Source organism: Streptomyces sp. NBC_00691 (assembly GCF_036226665.1).
Lineage (GTDB): Bacteria > Actinomycetota > Actinomycetes > Streptomycetales > Streptomycetaceae > Streptomyces.
On sequence record NZ_CP109007.1, the window covers coordinates 6,234,037 to 6,259,540 of the forward strand.

General features: G+C 71.0%; 28 protein-coding genes. 2 read left to right on the forward strand and 26 right to left on the reverse strand.

All coding sequences use genetic code 11. The features are described from left to right. Positions 1–28: 28 nt before the first annotated feature. The 5 genes from OG392_RS28180 to OG392_RS28200 form a co-directional block, all read right to left on the reverse strand. Complete coding sequence (locus tag OG392_RS28180) at positions 29–613, reverse strand: class I SAM-dependent methyltransferase (RefSeq protein ID WP_329283955.1); 585 nt, start codon at positions 611–613, stop codon at positions 29–31. After that, a complete protein-coding gene (locus tag OG392_RS28185) occupies positions 610–1,908 on the reverse strand; it encodes an MFS transporter (RefSeq protein WP_329283956.1) in 1,299 nt (432 codons plus the stop codon). Before OG392_RS28185 ends, OG392_RS28180 begins: the two co-directional genes overlap by 4 nt. Further along, positions 1,905–2,381, reverse strand: a complete 477-nt coding sequence (locus tag OG392_RS28190) for an NUDIX domain-containing protein (RefSeq protein ID WP_329283957.1) — start codon at positions 2,379–2,381, stop codon at positions 1,905–1,907. The genes OG392_RS28185 and OG392_RS28190 overlap by 4 nt, the downstream gene beginning before the upstream one ends. Next, positions 2,378–3,262 carry a phosphotransferase enzyme family protein gene (locus OG392_RS28195; protein WP_329283958.1) on the reverse strand — a complete coding sequence of 295 codons (885 nt, stop codon included), beginning with the start codon at positions 3,260–3,262 and terminating at the stop codon, positions 2,378–2,380. The genes OG392_RS28190 and OG392_RS28195 overlap by 4 nt, the downstream gene beginning before the upstream one ends. Positions 3,263–3,404: 142 nt before the next feature. Next, a complete protein-coding gene (locus tag OG392_RS28200; RefSeq protein WP_329287500.1) occupies positions 3,405–5,174 on the reverse strand; it encodes an ATP-binding cassette domain-containing protein in 1,770 nt (589 codons plus the stop codon). A gap of 413 nt (positions 5,175–5,587) precedes the next feature. On the opposite strand from OG392_RS28200, the gene OG392_RS28205 reads away from it, so the two are divergent. Beyond that, complete coding sequence (locus OG392_RS28205; protein WP_329283959.1) at positions 5,588–6,139, forward strand: NUDIX hydrolase; 552 nt, start codon at positions 5,588–5,590, stop codon at positions 6,137–6,139. A 157-nt stretch (positions 6,140–6,296) separates the two neighbouring features. Here OG392_RS28205 and OG392_RS28210 read toward each other — a convergent pair whose 3' ends face one another. The 13 genes from OG392_RS28210 to OG392_RS28270 all read right to left on the reverse strand — a co-directional run bounded on the left by OG392_RS28210 (position 6,297) and on the right by OG392_RS28270 (position 16,304). Continuing rightward, complete coding sequence (locus OG392_RS28210) at positions 6,297–6,929, reverse strand: mycothiol-dependent nitroreductase Rv2466c family protein (RefSeq protein ID WP_329283960.1); 633 nt, start codon at positions 6,927–6,929, stop codon at positions 6,297–6,299. A gap of 55 nt (positions 6,930–6,984) precedes the next feature. Beyond that, a complete protein-coding gene (locus OG392_RS28215; RefSeq protein ID WP_329283961.1) occupies positions 6,985–7,647 on the reverse strand; it encodes a 3'-5' exonuclease in 663 nt (220 codons plus the stop codon). Positions 7,648–7,735: 88 nt separating this feature from the next. Then, positions 7,736–8,665 carry a phosphoribosylaminoimidazolesuccinocarboxamide synthase gene (locus tag OG392_RS28220; protein ID WP_329283962.1) on the reverse strand — a complete coding sequence of 310 codons (930 nt, stop codon included), beginning with the start codon at positions 8,663–8,665 and terminating at the stop codon, positions 7,736–7,738. Between the two features lie 70 nt (positions 8,666–8,735). After that, complete coding sequence (locus OG392_RS28225) at positions 8,736–9,353, reverse strand: HAD family hydrolase (RefSeq protein WP_329283963.1); 618 nt, start codon at positions 9,351–9,353, stop codon at positions 8,736–8,738. Positions 9,354–9,430: 77 nt separating this feature from the next. Next, positions 9,431–10,195 (reverse strand): dTMP kinase, encoded by a 765-nt coding sequence (locus OG392_RS28230; RefSeq protein WP_329283964.1) that lies wholly within the window; start codon positions 10,193–10,195, stop codon positions 9,431–9,433. Positions 10,196–10,269: 74 nt separating this feature from the next. Then, positions 10,270–11,382 carry a DegT/DnrJ/EryC1/StrS family aminotransferase gene (locus OG392_RS28235; RefSeq protein ID WP_329283965.1) on the reverse strand — a complete coding sequence of 371 codons (1,113 nt, stop codon included), beginning with the start codon at positions 11,380–11,382 and terminating at the stop codon, positions 10,270–10,272. After that, positions 11,379–12,413: a radical SAM protein gene (locus tag OG392_RS28240; protein WP_329283966.1), complete on the reverse strand. Its 1,035-nt coding sequence runs from the start codon at positions 12,411–12,413 to the stop codon at positions 11,379–11,381. Before OG392_RS28240 ends, OG392_RS28235 begins: the two co-directional genes overlap by 4 nt. Next, the gene (locus tag OG392_RS28245; RefSeq protein ID WP_329283967.1) at positions 12,403–13,128 is read right to left on the reverse strand and encodes a thymidylate kinase; all 726 of its coding nucleotides are present in this window, start codon (positions 13,126–13,128) and stop codon (positions 12,403–12,405) included. The genes OG392_RS28240 and OG392_RS28245 overlap by 11 nt, the downstream gene beginning before the upstream one ends. Then, positions 13,125–13,946: a class I SAM-dependent methyltransferase gene (locus OG392_RS28250; RefSeq protein WP_329283968.1), complete on the reverse strand. Its 822-nt coding sequence runs from the start codon at positions 13,944–13,946 to the stop codon at positions 13,125–13,127. Before OG392_RS28250 ends, OG392_RS28245 begins: the two co-directional genes overlap by 4 nt. Continuing rightward, positions 13,933–14,466 carry a phosphoribosyltransferase gene (locus OG392_RS28255; RefSeq protein WP_329283969.1) on the reverse strand — a complete coding sequence of 178 codons (534 nt, stop codon included), beginning with the start codon at positions 14,464–14,466 and terminating at the stop codon, positions 13,933–13,935. The genes OG392_RS28250 and OG392_RS28255 overlap by 14 nt, the downstream gene beginning before the upstream one ends. A 34-nt stretch (positions 14,467–14,500) precedes the next feature. Further along, positions 14,501–15,124, reverse strand: coding sequence for a GTP cyclohydrolase I (folE, locus tag OG392_RS28260; RefSeq protein WP_329283970.1), 624 nt, complete (start codon positions 15,122–15,124; stop codon positions 14,501–14,503). A 41-nt stretch (positions 15,125–15,165) separates the two neighbouring features. Then, positions 15,166–15,897, reverse strand: coding sequence for a 7-carboxy-7-deazaguanine synthase QueE (locus tag OG392_RS28265; RefSeq protein WP_329283971.1), 732 nt, complete (start codon positions 15,895–15,897; stop codon positions 15,166–15,168). Beyond that, positions 15,894–16,304 (reverse strand): 6-pyruvoyl trahydropterin synthase family protein, encoded by a 411-nt coding sequence (locus OG392_RS28270; RefSeq protein WP_329283972.1) that lies wholly within the window; start codon positions 16,302–16,304, stop codon positions 15,894–15,896. Before OG392_RS28270 ends, OG392_RS28265 begins: the two co-directional genes overlap by 4 nt. A 334-nt stretch (positions 16,305–16,638) precedes the next feature. Here OG392_RS28270 and OG392_RS28275 point away from each other — a divergent pair, with 334 nt between their 5' ends. After that, positions 16,639–18,048, forward strand: coding sequence for a Twin-arginine translocation pathway signal (locus tag OG392_RS28275; RefSeq protein WP_329283974.1), 1,410 nt, complete (start codon positions 16,639–16,641; stop codon positions 18,046–18,048). A 293-nt stretch (positions 18,049–18,341) separates the two neighbouring features. Here the strand turns inward: OG392_RS28275 and OG392_RS28280 are convergent, their stop codons facing one another. From OG392_RS28280 to OG392_RS28315, 8 genes are all read right to left on the reverse strand, one after another. Beyond that, entirely contained in the window at positions 18,342–19,646 is a 1,305-nt protein-coding gene (locus OG392_RS28280) for a M14 family zinc carboxypeptidase (RefSeq protein ID WP_329283975.1), read from the reverse strand. Then, complete coding sequence (locus OG392_RS28285) at positions 19,643–19,963, reverse strand: hypothetical protein (protein ID WP_329283976.1); 321 nt, start codon at positions 19,961–19,963, stop codon at positions 19,643–19,645. Before OG392_RS28285 ends, OG392_RS28280 begins: the two co-directional genes overlap by 4 nt. Beyond that, entirely contained in the window at positions 19,960–20,397 is a 438-nt protein-coding gene (locus OG392_RS28290) for a hypothetical protein (RefSeq protein WP_329283977.1), read from the reverse strand. Before OG392_RS28290 ends, OG392_RS28285 begins: the two co-directional genes overlap by 4 nt. Positions 20,398–20,873: 476 nt before the next feature. Next, positions 20,874–22,697, reverse strand: coding sequence for a glycoside hydrolase family 15 protein (locus OG392_RS28295; protein WP_329287501.1), 1,824 nt, complete (start codon positions 22,695–22,697; stop codon positions 20,874–20,876). Between the two features lie 62 nt (positions 22,698–22,759). Further along, positions 22,760–22,957, reverse strand: a complete 198-nt coding sequence (locus OG392_RS28300; protein WP_329283978.1) for a DUF5999 family protein — start codon at positions 22,955–22,957, stop codon at positions 22,760–22,762. Positions 22,958–23,009: 52 nt separating this feature from the next. Continuing rightward, positions 23,010–23,810, reverse strand: coding sequence for a helix-turn-helix domain-containing protein (locus OG392_RS28305; protein WP_329283979.1), 801 nt, complete (start codon positions 23,808–23,810; stop codon positions 23,010–23,012). Continuing rightward, positions 23,807–24,379 carry a GntR family transcriptional regulator gene (locus tag OG392_RS28310; protein WP_329283980.1) on the reverse strand — a complete coding sequence of 191 codons (573 nt, stop codon included), beginning with the start codon at positions 24,377–24,379 and terminating at the stop codon, positions 23,807–23,809. Before OG392_RS28310 ends, OG392_RS28305 begins: the two co-directional genes overlap by 4 nt. Before the next feature lie 72 nt (positions 24,380–24,451). Then, complete coding sequence (locus OG392_RS28315; protein ID WP_329283981.1) at positions 24,452–25,036, reverse strand: ATP-binding protein; 585 nt, start codon at positions 25,034–25,036, stop codon at positions 24,452–24,454. Positions 25,037–25,504: the final 468 nt, after the last annotated feature.

Below are 25,504 nucleotides of genomic sequence, written 5' to 3' on the forward strand. Positions count from 1 at the left end.
GACGTCCTTCCGTTCGCGGGGCGGATGATCAGGGGCGCAGGGCGTAGCAGCGCAGGACGTCAAGGTCGGCGGTCCGCGCGACGGACCAGCCGGCCGTGAGCAGTTCGGCGTCCGCGGGCGAGATCCCGAGGCCGAGGACAGCCGGGCTGGTGATCGTGCGGCGGCCGGCGATCTCGGTGACGACCCAGAAGGTGCCGCCGGGCGCGAGGAGGCGCCGGACACGGCTGAGGAAGCCGGGCTTGTCGTCCATCCACCGGTAGACCAGACGGCAGGTGATGAGGGCGTAGGCCGCGTCCGGGAGCGTCGTGAGGTCGCCGGTGGCGATGTCCAGGCACTGCCACGTCGGTTCGGACCCGGTGTCCTGGGCGGAGGCGAGGGTGATGGCGCTGGGGGAGCAGTCGATGCCGGTCGTGCGGTAGCCGAGCTCGTGGTGGAGGTGGCGGGCGAGGCCGCCGTCGCCGCTGCCGATGTCGAGGGCGGGGCGGCCCTCGCCGGGGCCGAGGTACTCGGCCATCAGCTGTTTCTCGGCCAGGCACAGCGGCCGGTAGCGGCGGCGGCTGTGCCAGAGCGGCTCCCAGTAGGCCGGGGTCGCGGTGGATGCGGTGGCGGTCACGAGGTTCCCTCTCGGGCGGGCGGTACGGCCGCGGGGGTGGGCGGGGTGGGCATGGTTCGGAGAGCGAGTACGGGGGAGGCCAGCAGCAGGAGAACCGGCACGATCTGGAGGAGAGTGCCGATGGCGAGGACGGCCGGCACGTGCAGGACGAGTGCGAGTGCGCCGGCGCTCGCGGCGGCCAGGGGGCGGCTTCCGGCGGTCACGGTGGTGCTGACCGCCTGCATCCGGCCCTGAAAGGCCGGGGCGCACAGGATCTGCCGCAGGGTGCGCTGGCTGACTCCCGCGGCCGTCGCCCAGAACAACTGGGCGGCGAGTGTCGCGGCCAGGACGATCTGCCAGCCGCGGCCGGGCCCTGCCAGAAGGAGCGGCACCTGGGCGAGGGGGCTGACCGCGAACCCGATGATGATCACCGGGCCCACGCCGAACCGGTCCGTCATCCGTGAGGTGAGCAGCGCACCGGCCAGACTGCCCATGCCTCCGGTGCCCATGATCACCCCGAACGCGGTCGGGGAGACACCGAGCGCGGTGAGCAGGTAGTACGCCCAGAAGGTGTTCATCAGCGCGAGGCCGAAGGACAGCACGGCCAGGGCCGCGATCACCGTGCGGATCGTCGGTTGCCCGATCACGTAGCGCACGCCGGCGGCGATGTCCCGGATGAGGCCGCGCGACTTCTCGGCCCCGACGGGGGACACGTGAGGCTCGGGCGCGCGGATGCGCCAGACCAGCCACGCGGAGGCGAGGAAGGAGCCGGCGTCGACGAGGAGTGACCGCGCGGCGCCGACGGTGCCCACGAGCGCCGCACCGACGTTGCTGCCCGTGCTGTCGGCCACCGAGGAAGCCGCGCCCAGGCGGGAGTTGGCGTCGTGCAGCAGGTGCGGGGCGACGATGGCCGGCAGGAGACTGATGGCCGCGGCGTCGCGGACCACCTTGGCCGCGCCCACCGCGAGCGTCACCCCGTACAGCTGGCCGATGGTGAGCACCCCGGCCAGAGCGGCGGCCGGGATCGTGGTGAGCACCGCGGCGGCCACCACGTCCGAGACGAGGAGCTGGAAACGCTTGGCGTGCCGGTCCGACAAGGCCCCGGCCCAGAGAGCGAGCGTGCTGGGAAGCTGGCCGAGGAACGCCAGCGTCGCCACCTGCCCGGCGGTGGCGCGCAGTTCCAGGACCGCGAGCGCGGGCAGAGCGACGGCGCTCACCCCCGACCCGGCCAGGGTCACGGCCTCGCTGCCGAGCAGGTACCGGTAGGCCGGCAGCGCCCAGGCGGTCGTCTTACGGGGCCCGGCGGCGACCGTCACCGGGGTTCACCCCCCACGGCCAGCTCGGGGGCGACCACGTTGGCGTACCGGCGCCCGGCGGCGAAGAAGCGGAGGATCTCGCGGGTGAAAGGGTGGCAGTCGTCGGGCGGGCGGGCGGGATCGACCCAGACGAGCTCGCTGTGGGTGTCCGGCTCCCTGTTGTACGGCTCGCCCTCCCACTCCCTGGCCAGGAAGACGACGCCGGTCACCCGTTCCCCGTCCGCGGCGTGAAGGTGGACCAGCTGGCAGAACTCGAGACGGCCCGGGGTGATGAGGATGCCGGTCTCCTCAGCGAGCTCGCGTGCGGCGCCCTCGTCGAAGAACTCGTCGGCTTCGAGCCGACCGCCGACGACGGTGAGCAGCCCGGGGGAGTGCCACGACCGCGGCTGGTGCCGGACGGTGAGAACCCGGCCGTCGGCTGGATGGCGCAGCAGGACCATGACGTGCGTGATGTTGCGATGGACGTTGCTCACGGCCGGTCCTCCTTCATGAGCCGCTCCAGGGTCCGCCGGCCTCTGACGGTGACCTCGGGATGGCCGTTATCCGGGCCCCAGGCCAGGCAGTTGACCGCGTCCAGCGCGGTCAGGCAGCGCAGTACGTGCCGTTCGGCGCCGGTGAGGTCGCGCCCGTACGCCTGGAGGAACGCTTTCTCGCGGTCTGGGTGGTCGAGCCACTCGGTGACGGCGAGGATGACGAGGTCCTGCACGCGGGCGGCCGGGCGGGTGCGCTCGAAGTCGACGAGCGCGATCCCCGCCTCGGACCACAGCCAGTTCCTCGGCTGATTGTCGCCGTGGATGTAGCCGAGCGGCACCGGCCCGACGCGGCGGAGCTGAGCCGCGTAGTCGCGGACCAGCTGCTGCTCGTCCGCGGTGAGCCCGTCCCCAGCGCGGCCCAGGTACTTCTCCGCGCCATCGGCTGCGGCCACCAGCGACGCTTCGGCTTCCGCGCGGTCGCAGGGGCCGAGCGCACCGGCGTCGTGGAGCCGGGCGCACAGCATGCCGGCCTGCGCGTGCACTGCCCGCCACTCGGCGGCGGTCAGTCCCAGCCCAGGTGCCGGGCCACCGGGCGCCACGGTGAGCAGCAACGCCAAGTCGTCCGCGCGGCTGGCGAGGAGACGGGGCGCCCGGCTGTGCCCGAGCGCGGGAACGACTCCTCGATAGGCCCGGGTCTCACGGGCGAAGAATTTCCCCGAGGGCGAGACCTTCACGTACCAGCGGGCCCCGCTCTCGCCGGTGAGCTCCCACACGCGGGAGCGGTGCCAGTCGTGCGAGGCGTCGCGCACGGTCACGACCGGCCCGGTGAACTGCTCCGCCCAGCGCTGCACGGCGATGGGCAGGGATTTCGTCTGCCTCACGCCGTGGACCTCGCGCTCGGGTGCGACGGGTATGAGGAGCGCAAGTCACAGGTGGCGCTGGTGGCGGGGGACGGGGGCATGGGTCCTCCTTGATGTGGCCTGTCCGCCTGGCGGGGCGCGACAGGGGGCGCGGTGAGGTCGGTCAGCGGTCCTGGGAGAGTTCCAGGAGTTCGGCGAAGGTTCCGCCGCCGTGGGTGAGGTCGTCGTACCGGCCCTGTTCGGTGATCCGGCCGTGCTCCATCACGATGATGTGGTCGGCGATCTTGGTGTTCTCCAGGCGGTGGGTGACCACGATCGTGATGCGGTCCGCGGCGATGGCCTTGATCTGCTCGAAGATCTGGTGCTCGCCCCGGGGGTCCATCTGGGAGGTGGGCTCGTCGAGGATCAGCAGTTCGGGCCGGCGGTACAGGGCCCTGGAACACGCGATGCGCTGCCATTGACCTCCGGAGAGCTCCGTGCCGCCCCACAGGTCCCGGGCGAGGAGGGTGTCGAGACCGGCGGGGAGGTCTTCGACGGCGTCGCGCAGGCCGACCGCGTCAATGGCCTCCCACACCGGGGCGTCGTCGTGGGTACGCGGCTGGCCGAGGGTCACGTTCTCGCGCAGGCGCAGCGGCCACTGCCCGAAGATCTGCGGCACCAGGCCGGTCAGGCGCCAGACCGAGGCCGGGTCGGCGTCGGCGAGGTCGGTGCCGTTCCACGAGACCGTGCCCTTGTCCGCCAGGTAGATGCCGGTCAGCAGCCGGGTCAGGGTGCTCTTCCCGGAACCGTTCGCCCCGACGATCGCGAGGATCTGACCGCGCCGCAGGGTCAGCGAGACGCCGTCGACGGCGGGCTTGTCCTTGCCCGGGTACTGGTAGACCACCTCTTCCAGACGGATCTCGTCTACCGGCGCGGCCAGACGGCAAGGACCCCGCTGGGGAGCGCGGTCGGCGGCCTCGTCAAGGAAGCTCTGCATGTCGCCGAGGTACAGGCTGGTGTGGAAGACCGCGGCGCCGCCGGTGACGACCTGGGTCAAGGCGGCGAGCATGGTCTGCACCGCGATCACGGCCGTCGCGGCGACCGCGAGGTCGATCCGGCCGGAGACCGCCAGCCACGCCAGTGCACCCCACGTCGCCGCCAGGCAGATGCCGCCGGCGAGCGCGGACAACAGAGCGATCCGCAGGGTTCGTGGCGCGGCGGCCAGGGTGCGCCGATCGCACCGGTCCGACAGCGCCCGGTACCAGTAGACGAGATAGTCGACCATGGAGTTCGCGCGGACCTCGTCGCTGTACTTGGACTCGGTGGCCCACCAGCGCATCATCCCGCGTACGTTGCGATTGGCGATGTTGCCGTAGTGGATCTCGTAGTCCACCCGCGCGCTCAGCACGGCCCCGACACCGGCCGGCAGCACGGCGAGCAGGAGCAGCGGCAGCATCAGCGGGTTCAGCACCGACAGCACGCCTCCGGCGGTGACCATGCGGATCACTGCCGACACGAACTGCTGCGCGTCGGCCACCATCACGTGGGTGCGCATCACCCCCATCTCGGCCGCCTCGCGCCGGTCGGAGAAACCGTCCTCCGCGTACGCAGCCGCCTCCACTCGGCACACCGCCTCGACCAGCGCCGAATCCATCTCCGTCGTCAACCGCGGCGTGATCCGCCGCCCCGCGTACGAGGCCACCGCTCTCGCTGTCCGAGCCACGGCGGCGGCGACCGTCACCACGAGCAGCGCCGGCAGGGCGCCCCGCAGGCGGTCTCCGGCGGACCCGGCTCCGAGCACGGGTTCCATGGCGCGGGCGGTGGCCGTCAGCAGCACGGCGGCCGAGACGCCAGTGACCAGCTGGCAGCCGAGAAGCAGCTGCACGGCCCCCCGGTCGATCCGCCAGGACAGCCGCGCGATCCGGCCCAGGACGGCGGGGATCTGCGCGCACATCCGCCGGAAGGACACCTCGGCGAGGGGGTTGATGGAGTACTGCCCGGTGTAGGTGATCTCCGCCGGCGGCGGAGGAGGCGGTGTGGTCTTGTGCTGATCGTTCACGGGAGTCGAGGTCAACGGCGGTTCCTCCTGGACGGTCGTGTGGGGCGGTCGGGTAGCTCAACGACCGCGCCGGGATATCGAACTGGTGTCTTTCGGTCTCAGTGGGATCCCCGAGATTCGGCGCGTGTCGGAGCGTGGTGGATGCATCGACCCGGGTCTTCCAACGGCGTTGACAGGTAAGGAGGTTGGCCGAATCGCCGAGGGCGACACCCTTTAGCGCGAGACCGGGCGCGTTGTGGAACAACAGCCCCCGCCGGACTTGTAGAGTGCGAACCCCCCCCGCACGAACACCTCGCTGGAGCCGCTTCGTGGCCATCACTGATTCCGATATCTCGGACGCTCTCGGTGCTTACCTGGAGCGCCATCCGGACGAGGCCGAGCAGCTGTCCAAGCTCCTGCAGCTCCTCGCGGAAGGCAGGAACTTCGCCTCTCGGCGCAGCTTCCCCATGCACGTGACCGTCGGAGCCCTGCTCGTCCGCGACGGCGCCGAGATCCTGCTCATCGAGCACCTCGCATACGGCCTCACCCTTCAGCCCGGCGGTCACCTTGAGCCGACCGACACCTCGCTGGTCGAGGCGGCGGTGCGCGAGCTGACGGAGGAGACCGGCATGGACCCCCGGCAGGTCTGCGTGGTCTCGCCGACGCCTGTCTACGTCGAGTACGGCAAGGTGCCGGCCCGACCCGAGAAGGACGAGCCGGAGCACTACCACCTGGACATCGGATACGCCTTCACCACGGTCCGCGGTGATGTCGGACGCATTCAGGAGTCCGAGGTGACCGGCGCCGGCTGGTACCCGCTGGAGGCGGCCGAGCGTCTTGTCGGACACCGCATCAGGCGAGCGGTCACGGCACCGGCCTAGTCGGGCTGTACCGGAGCACCGGTGGTCCCGGGCTCTCGTGCCAGAGGCGCACCAGTCAGCACGCTGGCGGCCCTGCTCGCCTCGGTGCCGGACCACAGGTGTCAGCCTCCATGCTCGGGGACGGTCGGGGTGTGGTTCCTGCCAGGGGCGGATTCGCTCATTCGAAGGAGGGCTTGCTGTCCCGGCTTCGCTTGATCTCGTAGAACCCGTCCGTCGCTGCGACGTGGAGCAGGCCGTCCCAGAGCTGGCCGGCGGCCTCGCCGCGGGGGGCCTGCCGGAGCACCGGGCCGAACAGGGCTGTGCCGGCGATGCGGAGGACGGGGGTCCCGACATCGAGGCCGACCTCGTCGAATGCCTCGTGGTGCGAGTCCTTGATGAGGCGGTCGAACTCCGTGCTGGTGGCGGCGGAGGCCAGCGAGGTGGGCAGGTGCGTTTCGGCGAGCGCCTCCGTGATCACAGTGGGGTCCTCGCGGCGCCGCTGGTTGTGCAGGCGGGTTCCGATGGCGGTGTACAGCGGGCCGAGTCTTTCCTGGCCGGCGTACTCGGCGGCAGCCGCGCAGACCCGGACCGAGCCCCATGCCTTTTCCATCAGCGCGCGGTAGTCGTCGCTGAGTCCCTTCCCCTCGCGCTGTTCGAGGTTGAGATAGGCCAGCGACATGATCCGCCAGTCCGCGCGTACGGGCCGGACCGTCTCGACCTCCAGGAGCCATCGGGAGGTCACCCACGCCCAGGGGCACAACGGGTCGAACCAGAAGGGCACTTCGGTCAGTCCTTGCTCTTTTTTCGTCATCGAGTTGAGCACGTCCTTTCTTGGGTCGGTCGTACAGCGGTTCGTGCACCGGCGGTCAGACGTCGAAGAGACCGGCCTGCACAGGGAGGTTGGCCTTGGCGGTGCGGCCGGCGGTCTTCACCAGTGCCGCGAGGCTGGCGACCCTCGGGTCTTCGTCCGCGGCGCTGATGAGGCGCAGGAAGACCTTCGCGGTGACGTCGACGTCGGCCGGGGCCCGGTGCCGGTCCGTGGGTTGCGGGATGCCGAAGTGGGCCAGCAGCGTGTCGAGTTTGTAGTTCGGCAGGTTCGGGATCAGACGTTTGGCCAGCGGGATCGTGTCGAGGAGGTCCGTCCTGGCCAGCGTCGGGCTGTGTTCGGCCTGGTGGTGAAGGACGTTCGCCTCGGTGGCCGCGTGCTGGGCCACCAGCAGATACGGGGTGCCGGCCGTGAGCCGCTGGTCCAGCGCCCCCAGCGCTTCGGCCGGGGTGGGAGCCTGCTGGAGCTGCTCGGCGGTCAGCCCGGTCTGAGCGGTGTCCGCAGGGGTCACTGGGGCGAACTCGGGCGGCCGGATCAGGGACGTGTAGCGCCCGGTCTCCGTCCACGCGCCGTCCTCGAACCGCAGGGCGAGCGCGGCGACCTCGATGGGCTGGGCCGGGTAGCCGGTGGGGGTCGTCGTCTCGAAGTCGATGACGACGAACGTCGTGGCCCGGAAGGCGGGGTCCTGGGTCAAGCCGCCCATGAGTTCTCCTTTCGCGTATGTCCCGCCCTGCCCCGGCCCGCGGCTGCGGTGAGGAGACGGCTGGGGCTCCGGCCGGCGTGGCGCGCGGTCATCGGCCGACGAGGTCGGTGACGGCCCGGGTCGCGGTCTCCAGATCCGGTGCGCTCCAGGGCCGCTCTCCCGTCCAGGTCTCGCTCAGGGACTGGTACAGGTGCGTCATCACCGCCACGTACTCGGGCGGTAGCGAGGCGGGCTGCGGCCACCGGTCCCTGGGCACACCGGCGGCGATCAGCCTGCCGACCGGCACCTCGTTGCCCGAATTCACGTACCAGTCGCGCAGGATCTGCTTGCCGCAGTGGACACCGGCGAACATCAGGCGGCTCTCGTCCGGCGTGCCGGGGCTGTCGGCGAGTACCAGCTGCTGGTCGCTGGTCACCAGGTACTCGGCCTTGCCGTCGCAGTGGCTCAGCCCGACCTTGGCGGCATGGTCGGTCAGCACCGCGTTGACCTTCCGGGTGATCTCCCGCAGGGCCGCGAACTGCTCGTCGTCCAGACCCGCGAGGCGCTGGGCCTCGCCGGGGGCGATGAAGCGGTTCACGTCGTCCCGGGTCGTCGCGTACTCGATGAGCGGTCGCTCCAGCTTCGCGCCGGCCGCGGGGACAGCGTCGAGACCGACGTCGGCCGGGGTGATTTCGCCGGCGGCGAGGCGCCGGTGGACGGAGCTTCCCGGCGGGAGCTCGTTGCGGAAGATCACCTGGAGGGGAAGCAGGTAGCCGCCGCGAGCGGGCGTGAGGGGCTGGCGCACCTGCTCCGGAAGGCGCGCGAGGGTGAACTCGATCCGGTTCGGTGCGATGAACCGGCGGAAGTGCGTCCGCACTCCGGCCTCCTCCAGCAGCGCGAAGTTGAAGGCGGCCATCCGGGAGGTCGCCTCGCCCTTGCCGGGGATCGGATCCGGCATCCGGCCGTAGTGAAAGACGGTGTAGTGGTCGGTGTACTCGAAGACGCCGACGCCTTCACACGTCGCGGTCGGCTCCTTCATGACGTGCAGGTTCTTGGTCGAATGCAGGACGGGCATCATGCTCCCGGGGTCGGACGGCGTCCTGCCGTCATCAGATGGGCTCGGTCTGCTGGCGCGATGCGAAGGGCTGCGCCGGCTGTTCGCCGACGGGCGTCAGGTGGCCGCCGACCACCGTGATCACCTGCATGCCGGCGGCGCGGGCGGAGGCGATGCCGTCGGGAGCGTCGTCGACCGCCAGGCAGCGGTCCGGCGCGACGCCCAGACGTCGGGCGGCGGTGAGGAACAGCTCCGGATCCGGCTTGCCGTGGACGACGTCCTCACGCCGGACCACGGACCCGAACGCCTCCTTCAGGCCCAAGGCGTCGAGCCCCGGGTCGACGAGCAGCCGGCTGGCGCCCGACGCCACGGCGCACGGCACCCCGGCACGCCGGGCCTGCCCCAGCAGCTCCACGACGCACGGGATCGGCGTGATCGTGTGCACTGAGGCCAGCAGGTGACCGCGGCTGCGCTGGACGATCTCGTCGTGGGGAAGCGACCGGCCACCGGGCAGCGCTGCCAGGAGGTCGTGGATGGAAAGGCCGACGTGCCCGCTGTACCAGCCGGAGTCCAGGGCGACACCGTACGGCTGCAGAGCCGCGCGCAGAGCGGCCTCGTGCCGGCCGACGGTGTCGGCGAGGACGCCGTCGAAGTCGAGGATCAGAGCCTCCACCCCCTCGGGGACCGTCGGGGAACACCGGTTCCCTGTGGACCGGCCGGCCGGGCAGAGCGGCAGACGGGCAGCCGTGCTCACGCCGCCTCGGCCTTCGTGGACTGCCCGCAGCACATACAGCCCGCGCCCGGACCCTGCCACGGCTCCACCAGACAGGCGAGATCACCACCGGCGCCCTCGATCCACTCTCGGATCAGGTCGGCAGCCTCGTACTCGTCGACGTGGCGCCGGTCCACGACCCGGTAGCGGACCGGATCGGTGGCGGCGAGACGCTCGAAGAGCACGCACGCCTTGCGCATGAACTCAGCCTGCTCGTCGGTGAAGACGCACCTGTCACGCCACTGCGCACGCTCCAGGGCCTTCGAGGCGTCGTCGGTGACGAGGATCGTGAGGTCGGGCAGCGGCCGGTAGGAGGAGGCGAGGCCCAGCAGGTCGACCGCCGTCTTCAGGGCCGCGTCCGGGTCGTCGGGGTGCAGCAGCAGAGCCTGGCACACGGCGGTGGTGTCCACGCTGCGGCCCTCGACGACGGTCTGCCCGCGGGCCAGGTCGGGCAGGACGGTGTCGAGGTCGTGCCGCTTGATGGCCATGAGGAGCAGAGCCTCGGCCATCGGGGTGCCGCCGCGCAGGAACGGGTCCCCGGTGCTGGCCTCGCGCAGGGACTGGAGGAGCGCTTCGCCCAGGCCCGGGCGTCCGGTCGCCCGCTGGGAGAACTCGTCCAGCATCAGCGGCTTCGTCTCGATGGCTTCGACGGCGCGGTTGGTGAGGTAGGTCTTGCCGACGCCGTTGAGGCCCTCGGCGGAGATCAGCGGGCCACGGCTGCACAGCGAGCGTGTGGTGGTCATGCGGTTTCCGTTCACAGACGAGGACGGCGGGCCACCGGCGGGAACGCCGCCAGCGGATCGGTTCGGGGCGCCGGTCATGAGCGCCATGCGGCAGCCTCCCGGGTGAGGACGGTGGCGTAGTGGTCGAGGACCGTTTCGTCGTCGCGCTCGGTGAGAACGAGGGCGAGGGTGCGGTCCAGGATCTGGGCGGTCCCGCGGCACAGAGTCCGGTCGCCGGCGGCGAACATGGGCCGGGTGTCGCAGGGCACGAGCCGGAAGGTGCCGGTGGAGCTCGGCACTCCCTGCCGGGCGAGGCGCTCGGCGAAGGCCCGTGGCTCCGGCAGGCTGATGTGCAGGAGCGGGGCGTAGTGGTTCCACGCCTCGTCCTTCGCCGGCATCAGCGGCGTGAGACCCCGGGCACCGGCCAGCGCCTGGAGCAGGTAACCGGTTTGGGCGCGGCGGCGCTCCAGCAGGTCCGGGAACCTGCGCAGGTTGGCCTGCGCGAGCGCCGCGAGTGGCTCGGCCAGGCGCCCGTTGACCGCGAGCCGTTCTTGAGGGCGGCCACCGGGAGGGGGCGTCAGCCAGTGGCTGCGGAAGGCCCGGACATGGGAGGCGAGAGCCGAGCCGTCGGTCAGGACGTACCCGCCCTCCCCGCTCCAGAGGATCTTGCCGTCCTTCATGCTGAAACACCCGGCTTCGCCGACCGCGCCGGCCGGAACGCCGCCGCGCGACGAACCGGCGGCCTGGGCGGCGTCCTCGACCACGGCCAGCCCGTGCTGCGCGGCGAACGAGCGGAGGCCGACTGGGTCGCCCATCCTGCCCCACAGGTGGACCGGGACGATCGCTTTCGTCCGGGCCGTCACCTTCGCGGCGGCGTCGTCGTAGTCCAGGTCGAGGGTGTCGGGGTCGCTGTCGACGAAGACCGGGGTGGCGCCGAGCTGGGCGATCGGCGCGGCGGTCATGACGACGGTCAGGGCCGGTACCAGGACTTCGTCGCCGGTCCCGACGCCGACGGCGGACAACGCGGCGTGCAGCGCCGTCGTGCCGGAGGACACCGAAACCGCGTGCCGGCTGGTGAACCTCTCGGTGAGGTCCTGCTCGAACCGGTCTGCGAACGACGCTCCGGTGGGGTCGGGCATGCCGGCCAGCGCGGCCAGCATGCCCTCGCCGAGACCTTCCGTCGCAGGGACCGGTGGCAGGGCGGTCACGTTGCCTCCCGGGCGAGGAGGCGCGGCATGCCGAGCACGAGCGGGCCCATGTTCACGCAGTCCCTGGAGAAGTGCGAGCAGTCCGTGCACGCCGGGCGGTCGGTGAACAGGGTCCTCGCGTCGGCGCCGGCGATGCTGCGCTGTTCGGAGGCGGCGGTGGCGGCGATCCGGCGGTCAGAGGGGCAGTCCCACAGCGACCCGTCGGGCTGGATGAAGAACAACTGCGCTCCGCCGAAGCAGTCCTCGACTCGACCGCTGTCCTGGGTGGCGATCGAGGCGAGGAACTGCCGCGTGTAGGAGGGGCCGGGGAGGGTGAGCCCGCGCGGGTCCTCCTGGAGGCGACGCAGCTGGTCCTCGACGGCGGGGACATCCTCGGCGGTGTGACAGCGCTCGGCGAAGAGCTTGTGATCGGCCGGGAGGGAGATGGGCTGCGGCACGTAGTAGTCGACGCCGACGTCCGCCGCGAGATGGGCGACGTCGGTGATCTCCTGAGGGCGGTCGCGCATGACCACGGTGTAGATGCCGACCCGGGGCCCCGCACCGGAGCCCCGCTCTTTGAGCAGGGTGCGGATGCCGGCCAGGACCTCGCGGTGTCCGACCCGTCCGGACCGCGAGGGCCGCAGCCGGTCGTTCGTGGCCGCATCCGCGCTGTCCAGGGAGACCGAGACCCCGTCGACGCCGAGGTCGACGAGCCGTCGGGCGATGCCGGGCCGGGTCAGCGGCACGCCGTTGGTCGCCACGACGACCTCACACCCGGCGTCCTTGATCGTCTTGATCAGACTGAGGGTGGGCAGCCAGTCCAGCGGCTCGCCGCCGGCGAGGACGACCCGCTCGACCGGCGAGTCGGCCAGCGTCCGCGCGAACGCCTCCAGCACGGTGCGGTCGAGGTCGCGGACGGGGATGTGGGACAGCACGCCGAGTCCCTCGGGAAGGGCCTTCTTGTGCTCCTCCAGCTCCCCGAAGTAGCAGTGCGGGCAGGCGAACGAGCAGGGGGAGCGCAACGCCCACAGCAGGGTGATGTCACGAGGCACGATCGACCTCCCGGCGCTCCACGATCGCGCGGACGGCGTCCTCGACAGCCTTTCCGGTCTCCTCCGGGGCGTAGCCGGTCACGTCGATCACCGTGTACCGCTCCGGCTCGGCGGCGGCCAGCTCCCGGTAGAGGTGCTCGGTCTGCGTGATGATCTCCCTGGCGTCGGGCGGGACGGCGCGGCCGATCCGGGCACCGAACCGGGCCAGGCAGGTCTCCTGGTCGCCGGTCAGCAGGAGGGTGGCGTCCGGCATCGGGCGCCAGCGGCGGGCGGTGGCCAGGATTTGGTCGGCCACCGCCCGGGCGGGCGTGGCCGGGTGCTCGGTGTGCAGGATCGCCCCCTGGCACACGGCCACGCTGTCCACGCCCCGGTCCTCGACGATCACATCGACGCCGGCCAGCCGCTCGGGCGTGAGGTGCTCGACCTCCCGGAACTTCAGCGCCAGCAGCGCCAGCGTCTCCACGACCGGGTGCCCGGTGCGCAGACAGACGTCCTCCGCTGCAGAGAGGGCCGTGATCACCCGGCCGGGCAGCGTGTCGGCGGCCTGGTCGGTCAGCTCGTCCAGCAGCAGGCACCGCGAACCCAGGGCGGCGGCCGTGGCACGGGCTGCGGTGGTCTTCCCGACCCCGTTGATGCCCTCCACGCTCACCCACAGCGGCCGGCCCCGCTCCTCCCCGGCCGCCTGTCGGGGCGCCGGAACCGTAATGGCGGTCATGCCGGCCTCCGGCACACGAAGAGCAGCTCGGTCGCCCGGTCGGGCACCATCACGGACGACACCGTGTCCAGCAGCGCCTTCGGCACCCGGGCAGCCAGGTCGCGGTACCAGTCGACCGCGCCCGTCCCGTACCGCTCGGCGAGCTCGGTGACCACCTCGTCCGACTCGGGCGGCAGCAGCCCCATCACGTCCTCCACGACTAGGCCGGCGTCCTCGACCGCGCTCACGACTTCCTCGCACGACCACTCGTAGACGTGGACGCGGTACTGCAGCGGACGCGGCGGCGGACCGAACGCCTGCGGGGTCGACAGGTACAGCACCCCGCCCGGGGCGAGCGCGGCGCCGGTGGCGGCCAGGCTCTTCACCCCGAGCTCGTACGGCAGGTGCTCCAGCGCGGAGGTGTAGATCGCGACGTCGAACGGCGGCAGCTGCGGCCACGGCTCGGACACGTCGCACTCGACGAACTCGAGCGGGAACAGGACGCCGTACTCCCTCCGCAGCTCGACCAGCCGCGCACGGGCCTCGGCGAGGTTGGCCGAGCTGATGTCGAGGCCGACGTAACGGCCGATCTTCGGCGCGTAGCGGTGCAGCAGCGGGAGGGCCAGCCCGCGCCCGCAGCACACGTCGAGCACGTTCGCGCCCTCCGCGCACCGCTCGGCGGCGATGAGGTGCTGCATCAGGTTCATCAGACCGGACGGCTTGGCCTCACCGCGGGCGAGCGCGGCGTAGAAGTCGTCCATCTGGTTGGTGCTGTACGGGCCGATCATCGGGGTGCCGGGCCGCGTGCGGTACTGCTCGTCCAGGTCAGAGCTGGTCATGCTGTTCCTCCCAGGGGAAGACGACCCAGGTGGTCGTCAGTCGGGCGATGTGGTCGATCCGGTCGTGGGGCTCGGACCCCGCGGGCCAGTTGGCCCGGTTCACGGCGAGCACCGCGGTACGCACCCGGGCGGGCCCGAGGTCGCGAACCATCTGGGCCGTGTGGGCGAGGGTGGTCCCGCTGCCGGCGATGTCGTCGACGAGCAGCACGTCCAGGCCGGTGAGGTTTCCGATCGACGCGGGGTTCCGGACGGTCGGCAGGGGGGTCTTGGCGGCGTTTACGGCGTCGCTGGTGGTGCGGGTGACCTCGATCGTCCGGACGTCGTGGACGCCGAGCCGGTGGGCGATCCACACGGCGGGGATCAGACCGCCGCGCACGATCCCCACCACGGCCTGCGGCACACCGGCGGCCAGGGTCTGCTGGGCGAGCTCGGTCGTCGCGAGGCCGATGTCGTCCCAGGTCAGGTACAGCGGGCCCGCTTGGTCGGCGCCCTCGGGCGTCGGCGCGGGGGATGCACTCATGGCTTACACCTCCTTCTAGGTCCGCTCGCAGGGGTCAGGCCGCGTGCAACTGGCTGGTCGCGAGGAGGAGAAACTGCTGGCTGAGGATCGGGTCCGTGGCGAAGCGCCCACCGGAGTGCAGGGTCGTGGTGCGGGCTTCCTCCATCCGCACCCCGCGCATGCTCATGCACAGGTGCAGGCCCCGTACGGCGACCGCGATGTCCTCGCTGCCGATCACCCCGGCGAGGTGCTCGGCGACCTCGAGGGTGTAGCGCTCCTGGACCTGCAGCCTGCCGGCGTAGTGCTGGGCGACGCGGCCGAACTTGGACAGCCCCACCACCTCGTCCTCCGCCAGGTAGCCGACTGCGACCTGTAGGTTCATGGGGATCATGTGGTGCTCGCAGAGCGACCAGACGCTCATGCCGCCCACCACGACCAGCTGGCCACCCAACTGCGACTCGGTAAAGCGGGTGGCCGCCGGCGCGCTGCCCGGGGAGAGGAAATCGTTCCACCAGGCTGCGACCCGCTTCGGCGTCTCGGCCAGACCGTCCCGCTGCGGGTCCTCGCCCAGCTCGACCAGCAGCTGGCCGATGAGGTCGGCGACCCGGTCGGTGTCGATGCCGGGCCGCTGCTGGCGGGGTACGGCCGGCGTCGGGCGGGCGACGGTGGTACTCGTCATGTGAGATCTCGCTTTCGCAGGGGAAGAGGGGGGCCGGGCGGTCAGCGGCCCTTGGGATCGGCGAAGGCCAGGACGTGGAGCCTGGTGGTGAGGTGCCAGTGCCTGGAGGCGACCGCGTCCGCGAGGACCCGGGTCGTCGACGTGATCGCCTCGGCGGTCGTGCCCTCCGGCATCACCCACACCGGCGCCAGACCGTGCTGGTCCGCCAGTTCGGCGATCCGGTCGATGTCGGCGACGGAGGAGGCGACGAACTTGAACGCGGCCCGCCCGGAGGCGGCGAACACTCGGAGTGCGGACGGCACGATGCTCTCGGCCTCGTCCATCCCGAAGCTCGCTAGCTTCGGCGATACGTTGAACCGGACACCGTCGACCAGCAGCGCGGGGTCGGGCATGAACGTGCCGTTGGTCTCGAACTCGACCCGTCGGCCCTCATCCAGTAATCGCCGCACCAGGGGGACCAGGTTCCGCTGCTGGATCAGCGGCTCTCCGCCCGTGATGACCACGAGCTCGACCGGCGACTGCAGCGCCCACGCCACGAGGTCCGACACGGACTGGCGCGTCGAGACTTCCTGGGGCTTGAACTGGCTCCAGTCCCAGGTCTCCTTCGTGTCGCACGCCGTACAGCTGAGGTTGCAGCGGGACAGCCGGATGAAGATCGCCGGGTGGCCACAGCTCGGTCCTTCGCCCTGGACCGTGGGCACCTCGACACCGAAGCGCTCGGCGACGATCAGCTGCCCCAGAGGCGCGCGCGGGGTTGCAGCGGTGCCGGTCACGTGGCAGCCACGTCGAACCGGGCCCAGCTCCGCTGGGTCTCGCGGACGCGGACGGCGGCCAGCTGCCCGGCGATCCCCGGCGGCATGTTCGCGATGAACCAGCCCGCCAGGTACTGCGCCAGCAGCTCGGACGTCGGTTCGAAGTCGAAGACCTCGTGCAGGTTGTGGTGGTCGAGCTCGTTGTCGAGGTACCGCTTGAACGGGCTGAGGTCACCGAAGTCCGTCACGAATCCCGGCCCCTGGAGGGAGGCGGCGGAGAGCACGACCTCGACCTGGTAGGTGTGACCGTGCTGCCGGGAGCACTTGTGCTCGGGCGGGAGGGTGGCGAGGCGGTGACCAGCCTCGAAGTCGAACGTCTTGCCGATGCTGAACCTGCCGGAAGGCAGCGGAACAGGGGCAGTCTCCACGGGAGTCCCTTTCTCGTGACGGAGGGGGCGAGGGCGCCTGCAGCCCTCTCTGACGCCTTGCTCGGGAAGCGCTACGGAATCTCGGGGGCGCCGGTGGACCCCGCGCGGGCGGAAGACGCGTCCCGACGGTTGCGGCCAGCACGATCCGCCTGCGGCCATGGGCTGGTTCGGCGAAGTGGTGTCGTTCAGGGCAGTTGGAGCGCTGGCTCCTACGATGCGCCTCGTGCTGAAGCAGCGTCATTGACCGTGTGCTGTAGGAACATTGACTGCTGCGGTCAATGCCTGTCCGCATCCCAAGGGCTGCGGACGTGGCAGAGCGACGAGGGGGCGGACGGTGGGGAAGGTATCGCGAGCGCGTCGTGCGGAGATCCAGCGTGAAGCGATCCGGCTGCGGGCTCAGTGCCAGCGGGCCAGCGACAGCCAGGAGCGGACCGTCACCGTGCTCCGGGCGGCGCTTCCCGAGCTGACGGCGCTGGAGGCTTGGCGCTTGGCTCTGGGGTGGTCCCGAGCGCAGGCGATCCGGGAGGTCGCCCAGGTCTACCTGGCTGACGGCCTGCTGCCGCCGGCCCTGTCGCAGGCCCTGCTGTGCCGGTACGAGCACGGGCAGGCGCACCCCGGCGACGAGTACAGGATCATGATCTGCCGGGCGTATGGGGCAGACCCCGAGCAACTCGGGCTCGCCACGACCCACCTCTGGTGCAGTACGTGCGCGGCCCCACTGCCTGTCGACTACGGTCGGCGGCAGCGCGAGGAACAGGGCATCGAACGAAAGGCATCCATGACGACCGCGAGCGGACTGCCCGCCATCCGTGAATCCGTTCAGTGGGCCGTCCAAGACGCGCCCGAGGGCTCGCCGTCGCTCGTGGCACTCGCCGAGGCGGCAGTGGAGCACTACGCCCTCAACTACAGCAAGCACCCTCCGGCCAGCTTGCACGACGAGGTGCGCGCGACCCGTAACCTGCTCTCCACCGTGGTGCCCGCCGCTGACCGCGCCACCGCACGCGACCTGCGCCGACAGGTCGGATGGCTCTCCGCGCTCCTCGGAAACCTCGCCTTCCACCTCGACGACCGCGCCGGAGCCCGCGCCCACCTGACCCTGGCCGGAGCCATCGGCGACTCCACCGGAGAGGCCGCCCTCACCGCCTGGTCCAGCGGCGCCCTGGCCATGGTTGCTACCGCCCGCCAGGACTGGGACCACGCCCGCGGACACGCCGAACACGGACTCCAACACGCCCCCGCCGGCCTGCGCCGCGCTCAGCTCCTGGGCTGGGCCCTGCTGCCCACAATCGCCGCTCTCGGACACGCTTCCCGGGCGGACGACGTCGTCAGCGAGAGCGACGAGATCATGCAGTCCGCCACCGAACTGCCCGGACGCTTCGGCTACGACCGCGCCGAACACCGCCTCCACGTCGCCGAGGCCCACTTGACCCTGGAGCGCTACGATCGCGCCGCCGAAGTCGCCCGCACCTCCATCGCCGCAGCACCCGAACACACACCGGGATGGGTGGCCGCCACCCTCGTTCTCGCCCTCGCCGAGGCCCGCGACGCTCCCGAGCAGGCCGCCGACCGCGCGCTGGGCGTCCTGGACCTCATCCCGCCCGCACGACTTCGCGCCACGGCACGCACCCGCCTCGCTCGTCTCGCCCGCGGTCTCGACCAGGCGGCGAACGGGGCGGGCGCCGAGCTGGTCGAGCGTCTGCGCGTTCTGCCCGCGCCGATTCGCACAGACGGCACTGCCGCGTAGGCAACCGGCTGGCGAAACCCTCCACCGTTGAGAGGCGTTGCCTTTCACTGGGCCCCCTCGTTCATGGCGGGCAGGCGCCAGACGGGCCACAGTGTCCACACGGGCATCGGGAGGATGAGCACGCCGACCGTCGTGACGGTGGGGATGCTGAGCACGGCCGAGGAGAGGCGGTCTCGGGTGGATCTCGGGTGCCGCTGTCACAGAAGGAGCTCCGGGAGAGAGGGGGGTGGTCAAGGGCACAGGCAGGCCAGCCCCGGTGTGAGCCGGGCACCGGTGAGTGGTGCGGCGGCCGGTCAGCGAGTGGCGCTGCTGGCCGCGTCGATGCTGGCCGCACGCCCCGGCAGAAGCGTCCTGGCCATGGTCAGGACGAGGTCCGCCTGGTAGCCAGCCGTACGGAACAGCGGCAGGGGCTGGGGACGGAGGGCCTTCTCAGCACGGTGGCACCAGGCGAGCAGGACGGCTTCGGTCTTCGCTCGCGCCTCGTGCAGCTGGTCGCTGTACGGGTTGGTCGCGAGGAGCTGGTCATAGTGCCGTAGGAGCATGCCCGCGGCGCGTACCGGGACGAGAAGGACGAGGTCCTGTCCGCTTCCGGATACGGGCTGGTGCTGGACGTTCCTGATCATGACGGGAATGATCGAGCGGATCTCTTCCGCGGCCGTCAGGAATCCGGCTTCTACGTTCAGGGCCTGGGTCTGTTCGGCGATGAGGTCCCCGAGCACGTGCCGCGCGTCCTCGAGGACGCCGATGGCTTCCTGGGGCGAGAGCCTGAGGGGAGTGGACGCCCATATCGGGACCTCCGGGAAGAGGCCGAGGCCGTGCTTGGCGGTGTAGTGGGCGCTGCTGGCGCCGGCCGGCTTCCACTCGTGCTCGCTGTCCGCGCCGCTGTCTCCGACCACTTCGGCGTCGAGAGGAGGTGCCAGGAGGTAGGCGCCGGTCCCGATGGAGGGGAGACCGATGCAGTCTGAGGGCGTCTCCTCGACGGGCAGGCCATACCGGGCTGCGATGTCTGCCATGACTGGGGGGAGAGCGGGCTCGTCGTGGGAGGCCATCGCCCACACCCCGCCCGTGTCGCTCCCGTGGAGCGAGACGGTCAGTGCCGGCAGCACGCCGTCGATCACGGCCATAAGGGCGCGGGTCTCCGGCAGAGTCGAGGTGAACGACTCCGTGGGGAAGGTCCACTCGGGCTGCTCGGCGGCCGGGGGCCGGTACATGCCGCGGTGGTACGACTCCATCGTCGGCGGCCATGTCGACGACCACCAGTCCTCGTTGGCCGCGACTCCGTCGGGGTCGGCGCACCCCACGAGGTGCCAGGTGAGCGTCTCGCGGTCCTCAGGGTGTTCGGCGAGGTACCGGGCGAGCGCGGGGATCACCGCGAGGCCGATCGGTTCGTTCGGGTGCGGGGCGCCGACGACGAGCACGTGCTTGTGGCCGCCGGGGATGGTCAACATAGTCATGGGGCGGCCGGCGCGGGAGCGGCCGATCTCGCGCAGCGTGGAGACCTGCGGGTGCTCGGCGGCGATCTTACGCAGCTCCCGCTCCAATTCCTCCAGCGTGGGCGGCCGGTCGCCGATGAACGGGGCGAACGTCTCGGGGGTCACGACCAACCCTCCTCGCGGTTGCCGCGACCGGTCAGCGGGGCGGTCTGGGCCGGGTCCGGTGCGTGGGGCGCGTAACGGTAGGTGTGGGTGCTTGCCGTGGCGATGGCTGCGTCGCGCAACTGCTCTTCGGCCTGCTGGTCCAAGTCCGGAACGGAGACGGCGGAGAGTCCGCGGGTGCTGTCGAACTCGTCGGTCACCAGGGTTCCGGTCAGGACGAGGCCGGTCGCGTTCATGCCGAGGAGCACGAGGCCCGGGATGGACTCGGCGTCGAACCGCCCAAATCTGAAGGGGGCGGGTAAGCGTGCCTTGCGGATCACGGCTGCTCCTTTGCGGTGGCGAGGCTGGTGAGGGTGGGCAGGAGGCCCCAGGCGGCTGCCAGAGCGATGAGATGCGCGTCGGTCCGGGCGGCGCACCGCTCCCGGAGTTCGTCGACGTGGTCGAGGAACGGGCCGGTCGGCCGCAGCTCGACGGGGAGTTCGGCGTCCCGGCTGACGCCGGCGAGGACTCGCAGCACGGCGAGGTCGACCGAGGCGAGGTCGGGGGCGGTCATCTGGACCGCTGGCAGCGGCAGATGACCGCCAGCGAGCAGCGCGGCGGCCTTCAGAGCCTGGTTGGGGGCGTTGAAGAGGTTGCCGATCTGCCGCAGGTGCGTCCGAACCGTGGTGACGGTCCGGGACAGCTCCTTGGCAATCTGTGCGTCTGAGTGACCCGTAAGAAGGAGTTCGCCGACCTTCAGCAGGGCCGGGGACAAGGGACGCGGGCGTCGAGGCGGGGCCGCGGCCGGGCTGGTGGCGGAGGATTGTCCGCCGGACCTGTGGGCCGGAGCGGTTGGCGGAAGAGGGCCGGTTAGGATCCGCTTCAGGTCGGAGGCGCAGGTAGTGCCCTGGCCCGGGGGTACGGCCCAGTGGATGTCCCGGCCGCCGGTCGCTCCGATCGGGGGGATGCCTATGGCAGCGCCGTGAGGCATGACCCGCACTCCCAAGGCCCACCGCCCAGGCGAAGCGGAGCCCGGCGGTACCAGGAAGACCCAGGTACGCGTCGTGTGGTTGGCGAGGACCGGTCCCGTGTACGGCCCGAGGGCGGCCAGCGCCGGCGCGGCCAGGTCGGCAGCGACGCGGACGGCGTCGAAGTCCACACCACAAGCGCGGCGGACGGTCTCGCCGTTGGTCGGCATCCAGTGCGGCGTGTCCCAGTCGCCCGGGACGGATCGGGTGCGTGTCCTGGCAGTCACGATCCCGCTCCCGCCAGGCGGAGCGTGCTGAAGGCGTTGGGGCCCGCGATTGCGGCGGTCGCGCCCAGGTGACCGACGTGACTGAACCCCTGCGGGAAGTTTCCGAGGTGGCGGCCGGTTCGCGGGTCGTACTCCTCGGCGAGCAGGCCGAGGCCGGTACGGATGGCGAGAAGGCTGTCGAGGACGGTGCGAGCATCACCGGGACGTCCAATGAAGACGAGGCCCTCGACCAGCCACCCGCTGCAGAGCAGGAACCGTCCTTCGTTGCCCGGGAAGCCGTCGAGCCCGATGTCGTGACCGGCGGTGCGGTATCTGAGGACGAGCCCGTCGTCGGTGGTGAGTTCTCGCTGGATGGCCTCCACCGTGCCGATGACCCGCTTGTCATCGGCTGGCAGGAATCCGGAGAGCAGGGCGTGAAGGAGGGAGGCGTCGAGCTGCTGCGACCCGTAGGACTGGGTGAAGGAGTTGAGGTCGTTGTCGAAGCCGTTCTCGCACACCTCGGCGTGGATGGTGGCGCGCAGAGTCCGCCACCGCTCCAGCGGCCCGTCGGCGTGGCCGGCCTCGATGGTGCGGATGGCCCGGTCGATGGTGGCCCATCCCATGATCTTGGAATGGACGAAGTGGCGGGCGGGACCGCGGATCTCCCAGATGCCCGAGTCTGGCTGCTCCCAGACCTGCTCCAGCTCCTCGGCGAGCGCGACGATGACCGGGCCGAGCCGCCGGGCGGAGCTGCTGTCCGCCTGGATGAGGTCGTAGAACTCGATGGCGAGTTCGCCGTAGGTGTCGACCTGGAGCTGGTCTGCGGCGGCGTTGCCGATGCGGACCGGAGCCGACCGCTCGTATCCGGGCAGCCAGCCCAGTTCCATCTCCGGGAGCTCGGTTTCGCCGCCGACTCCGTACATGATCTGCCGCCGGCCTGTCCCGCTGTGGCTGGCCTGAATCGCCCAGCACGCCCAGGCGATCGCCTCGCGCAGGTAGCCGTACTTGCGCAGGACGCCGGCGGTGAGGGCGCCGTCCCTGAGCCAGGCGTAGCGGTAGTCGTAGTTGCGGACGCCGCCGATCTCTTCGGGCAGTGAGGTGGTCGGCGCGGCCACGATGGCACCCGTGGGTGCGTAGATGAGGGCGCCCAGGGTGAGTAGGGAGCGGACGACCGCCTCGCGGTCCGGGCCGGTGTAGGTGCAGCGGGCGGCCCATGCCTCCCAGAAGTCCAGGGTGAACTTCAGCAGACCATCGTCGATCGGCCTGGGCGGTGGGATGTCCACGCCCTCCCGCCAGGAGAGGGCGAAGGCGACAGTCTGTCCGGCGGTGACGGTGAAGTCCGATACGAGGTCAGCCCACTCGAGGTGCACGGGGGTGTCGGCGTCGAGCCACAGCCTGCCGCCGTCGCCCTCCGGGAGGTCGATCGCGTGGAGCCGGTCGACCTTGGTGATCCGGGGCACGGTGCTTCCGTAGTCGGGGCGGGCCCGCAGCAGCGACCGCATGGTCATCGTGCCCGAGAGCCCGGTCACGACCCGCACCAGGCGCGGAGCGCCACCGCCGGGCACCATGAAGTCGCTGACGACCGCGCTGTCGCTGCCCCAACTCCACGCGGTCTGAAGGATGAGCGAGTCGCCCGCGTACTGGCGGCCGGAGGCGGGGACGGCGATGCCGTCCATGAGCATCGTGGGAGCGATCTGCCAGAACCCGTGCTGCTCGGTACCCAGGAGACTGGTGAAGACGGCGGCGGAGTCGAACCGCGGCAGGCACAACCAGGGAATCGAGCCGTCGCGGCGGACCAGGGCACCGCCCCTTTGGTCGCCCACGTACCCGTGATCCTCGATCCACGGGCCGGCGGCGGGTTCGCGGTCGGCCGTGTGCTGCTGAAGGGGGGTGGGGAAGAGGGTCACGCTGCCACCGCCGCGGGGGTGGGGCGGTGCGGGGCGATGATCTGGCCGTCGGGCAGCAGCTCACCCGTGTCCTCGAAGAGCAGGACCCCGTTGCACAGGAGGGTCCACCCTTGCTCGTAGTGGGAGGCGGTCGGCTTGGCCGCCTCCCTGTCAGGGGAGTCTGCGCCCGGGCAGGCGATCGGGTGCTCGCACATGGTGGAGTCCTCGCTGGAGATGGTTGGGGGAAGGGATGCGGCCGGGCGTCGGTCAGGCGCGGTGGGCGAGATAGAACTCGGCATCCCGCGACGGCGGGATGGGCCCGGCGCTGGGCCACGAGCGGAGTGCCGAGTGTGGTCGGCCCCAGCTGACGCGGACCGGGTCGCCGGGGTTCGCGGGCTGCGTGATCCACAGCGGGGCGAAGCCCGGACGGCCGGAGATGAACCGGCCAGCAGCGTCGGCCGCCTCCTGGTCGGGGACATCGAGGTGCCTGGTGGGCTGGGGGCCGCCGGCCGGGGCTGCGAGGCGATAGCCGCTCAAGAGCGGCACGATGACCCAGCGCCCCGCTTCCGGCGGCTGGGTGCCTTCGACGTGCAGGCCGGCCAGGTCCATGGCGAACTGCGTCGGGCCCAGGACCTGCCGCTGCCACGCCCGCCGGATCATGGATGCCCGCGACGTGGCATTCAGCCTGGCGCGGGTCTTCTTCAGTAGGTACTGGGCCTGGTAGGGCTTCAGACCCCGGAGCCGGGCATAGGCGTTGACCGGCCTGCCAGCGGCGAGCGTGCGGACCAGGCCGTACGCGTTCGCCTCCAGAAGCAGTGGATGGAGAACGGCGGGAGCGGCCAATGCGCCGTGGGTGTAAGCGTGGTCCACGAGCTGAGGCCGGGCGACAGCGCCGAGCCGGAAGCGGCGCGCGATCCGGGCCAGCCGGTACTGCACGTGCCTGTCGGTGCCCAGGCCGAGCCGGGATGCGATCTCCGGATCCTCGTAGCCCTCAGCAACTAGCTCCAGGACCTGTCGCTCCAGATGTGGCAGCGCCGCCTCGGAGAGCGGGGGTACGCGGGCGCTCATGCGGCACGCATCTCGGTCGCGCATATGGTGATCGCCTGTTGCTGGCTGTGCCGACTCACGTGTGCACTGACGGCCACGACGGCGAAGCATCCGTTGGCGCTGACCTCTACCAGCCCGGTCGTGGCGAGGTCCGCGAGCGCCAGGCGGACGGACGAGGCCGGTACCCGCAGAGACCTCGCCAGCCTCCGCTCGCGGAGCCGGGAAGGCGGGGCCAGGGCGCCGCTCGCGATGCGCTGCTGGATCTCCTGGGAGATGGAGCCGACCGAGCGGCCGGGCACGAGGGCTTCAATCAAGGCCCACAACATGTCGCGGCCCTGGCCAGCGAGGAGACACGCCTTGGCCCAGGTGCCCCGGATCCCGTGGGGAGACGGGGTGAGGGCCGCGATCCAACCTTCCCATCGGAGTTGATCGGCCGGGGAGTCGCTCGCGGTGCGTTGTGTTCGGGCAAGGCCGAGCCACGGCTGGGTGGAGGAGTACACGAGGTGGTACGCGTCCTCGACGGACTTGGCCGGCACCACGGTGCGTCGGATCTTGAGTGACTGGAGCCTGTTGATGTCCCGCTTCAGCATGCTTGCGGTCCGTGAGGCGGAGGCTGCCGGAGGACGGCGGCGGATCAGGAGGAAGGCGGTCTTATCCACGGTTCAAAGCCCCCTCACGCCGACAAGCACTCGGCCGAGGAGAGTGGGGTCGACCTCACTCGTACGGGGCAGCGCACTGCGTACGGTCTCCGAAGGCTGAGCCGGACGCGACTGAGCCCGTTCGTGCCTCCGGGGTTCGGCCGCAGGCACGAGGCTGACCTGGGCCCACACAACCTTTCCGGTCTTGTTGCCGTTGCGGACGGGGTAGTGCCCCCACCTGCTGCTCACGGCAGCGACGAGGAGAATCCCCCGGCCGCTCGTTGCGTCCGCCCCGGGCTGCTTCAGGACGGGCGCCTGCTCGTCGTTGTCGAACACCGACACGCGGACCGCCCCGTTGCCGATCTCAAGCACCAGCTCGAAGGTCCTCAAGGTCGACAGCAAGGAGTACGGCGAGACCTGCTCGCCCTCCTTGGAGTGCTGCACCGCGTTCGTGGCCAACTCGGAGACGATGAGTTCCATCGTCTCGATGACTTTGGCCGGCACCCGCCAGCGAGAGAGGATGTCGGTGGTGTGCAGCCTCGCCCAGCGCACGGCGTTCGGCGTGGTCGCCAGCGTGAGGCTGTCGCTCAGGGGTGGTGCCTGGGACACGATGTGCCTCCCGAGTTGGGAGAAGGGACCGTCGAATGGCCGGGCCGACGAGCAGCGTCTGAGCTCGGGACCGCGGGGAGGGCAACGTTCGCTCTCCGAGCCCAGGAGCAGCAACCGCGACGGTGCACGTAAACGTGACGGGCGTACGTGACCCTTCACGTATTTCCAGGCCCTTGGCCGATGGAGTCACGCTTTTCTCTCACCGGCCGGTCAGCAGGTCAGTACGCTGGCGACTGAGTCGGAAGGGGATCGTCTTCATGAGAAGTGGCCTTGAACCTCACGGCCCGTCCTGCGCACGCCGGTTACGCGAGAGCGGCGTCGAGCGAGGACGCTCGATCGACGAAATCGCCCACTCGATTCATACACATTGCTCGGTATCTCGATTGCGTTCCCAGCGTCTGGCCAGGGGCCTCACTCTTGTCGACGCTGCGGAGCAGCTGCGCCGTCTTGTCACCGAGCGGGAAGGAG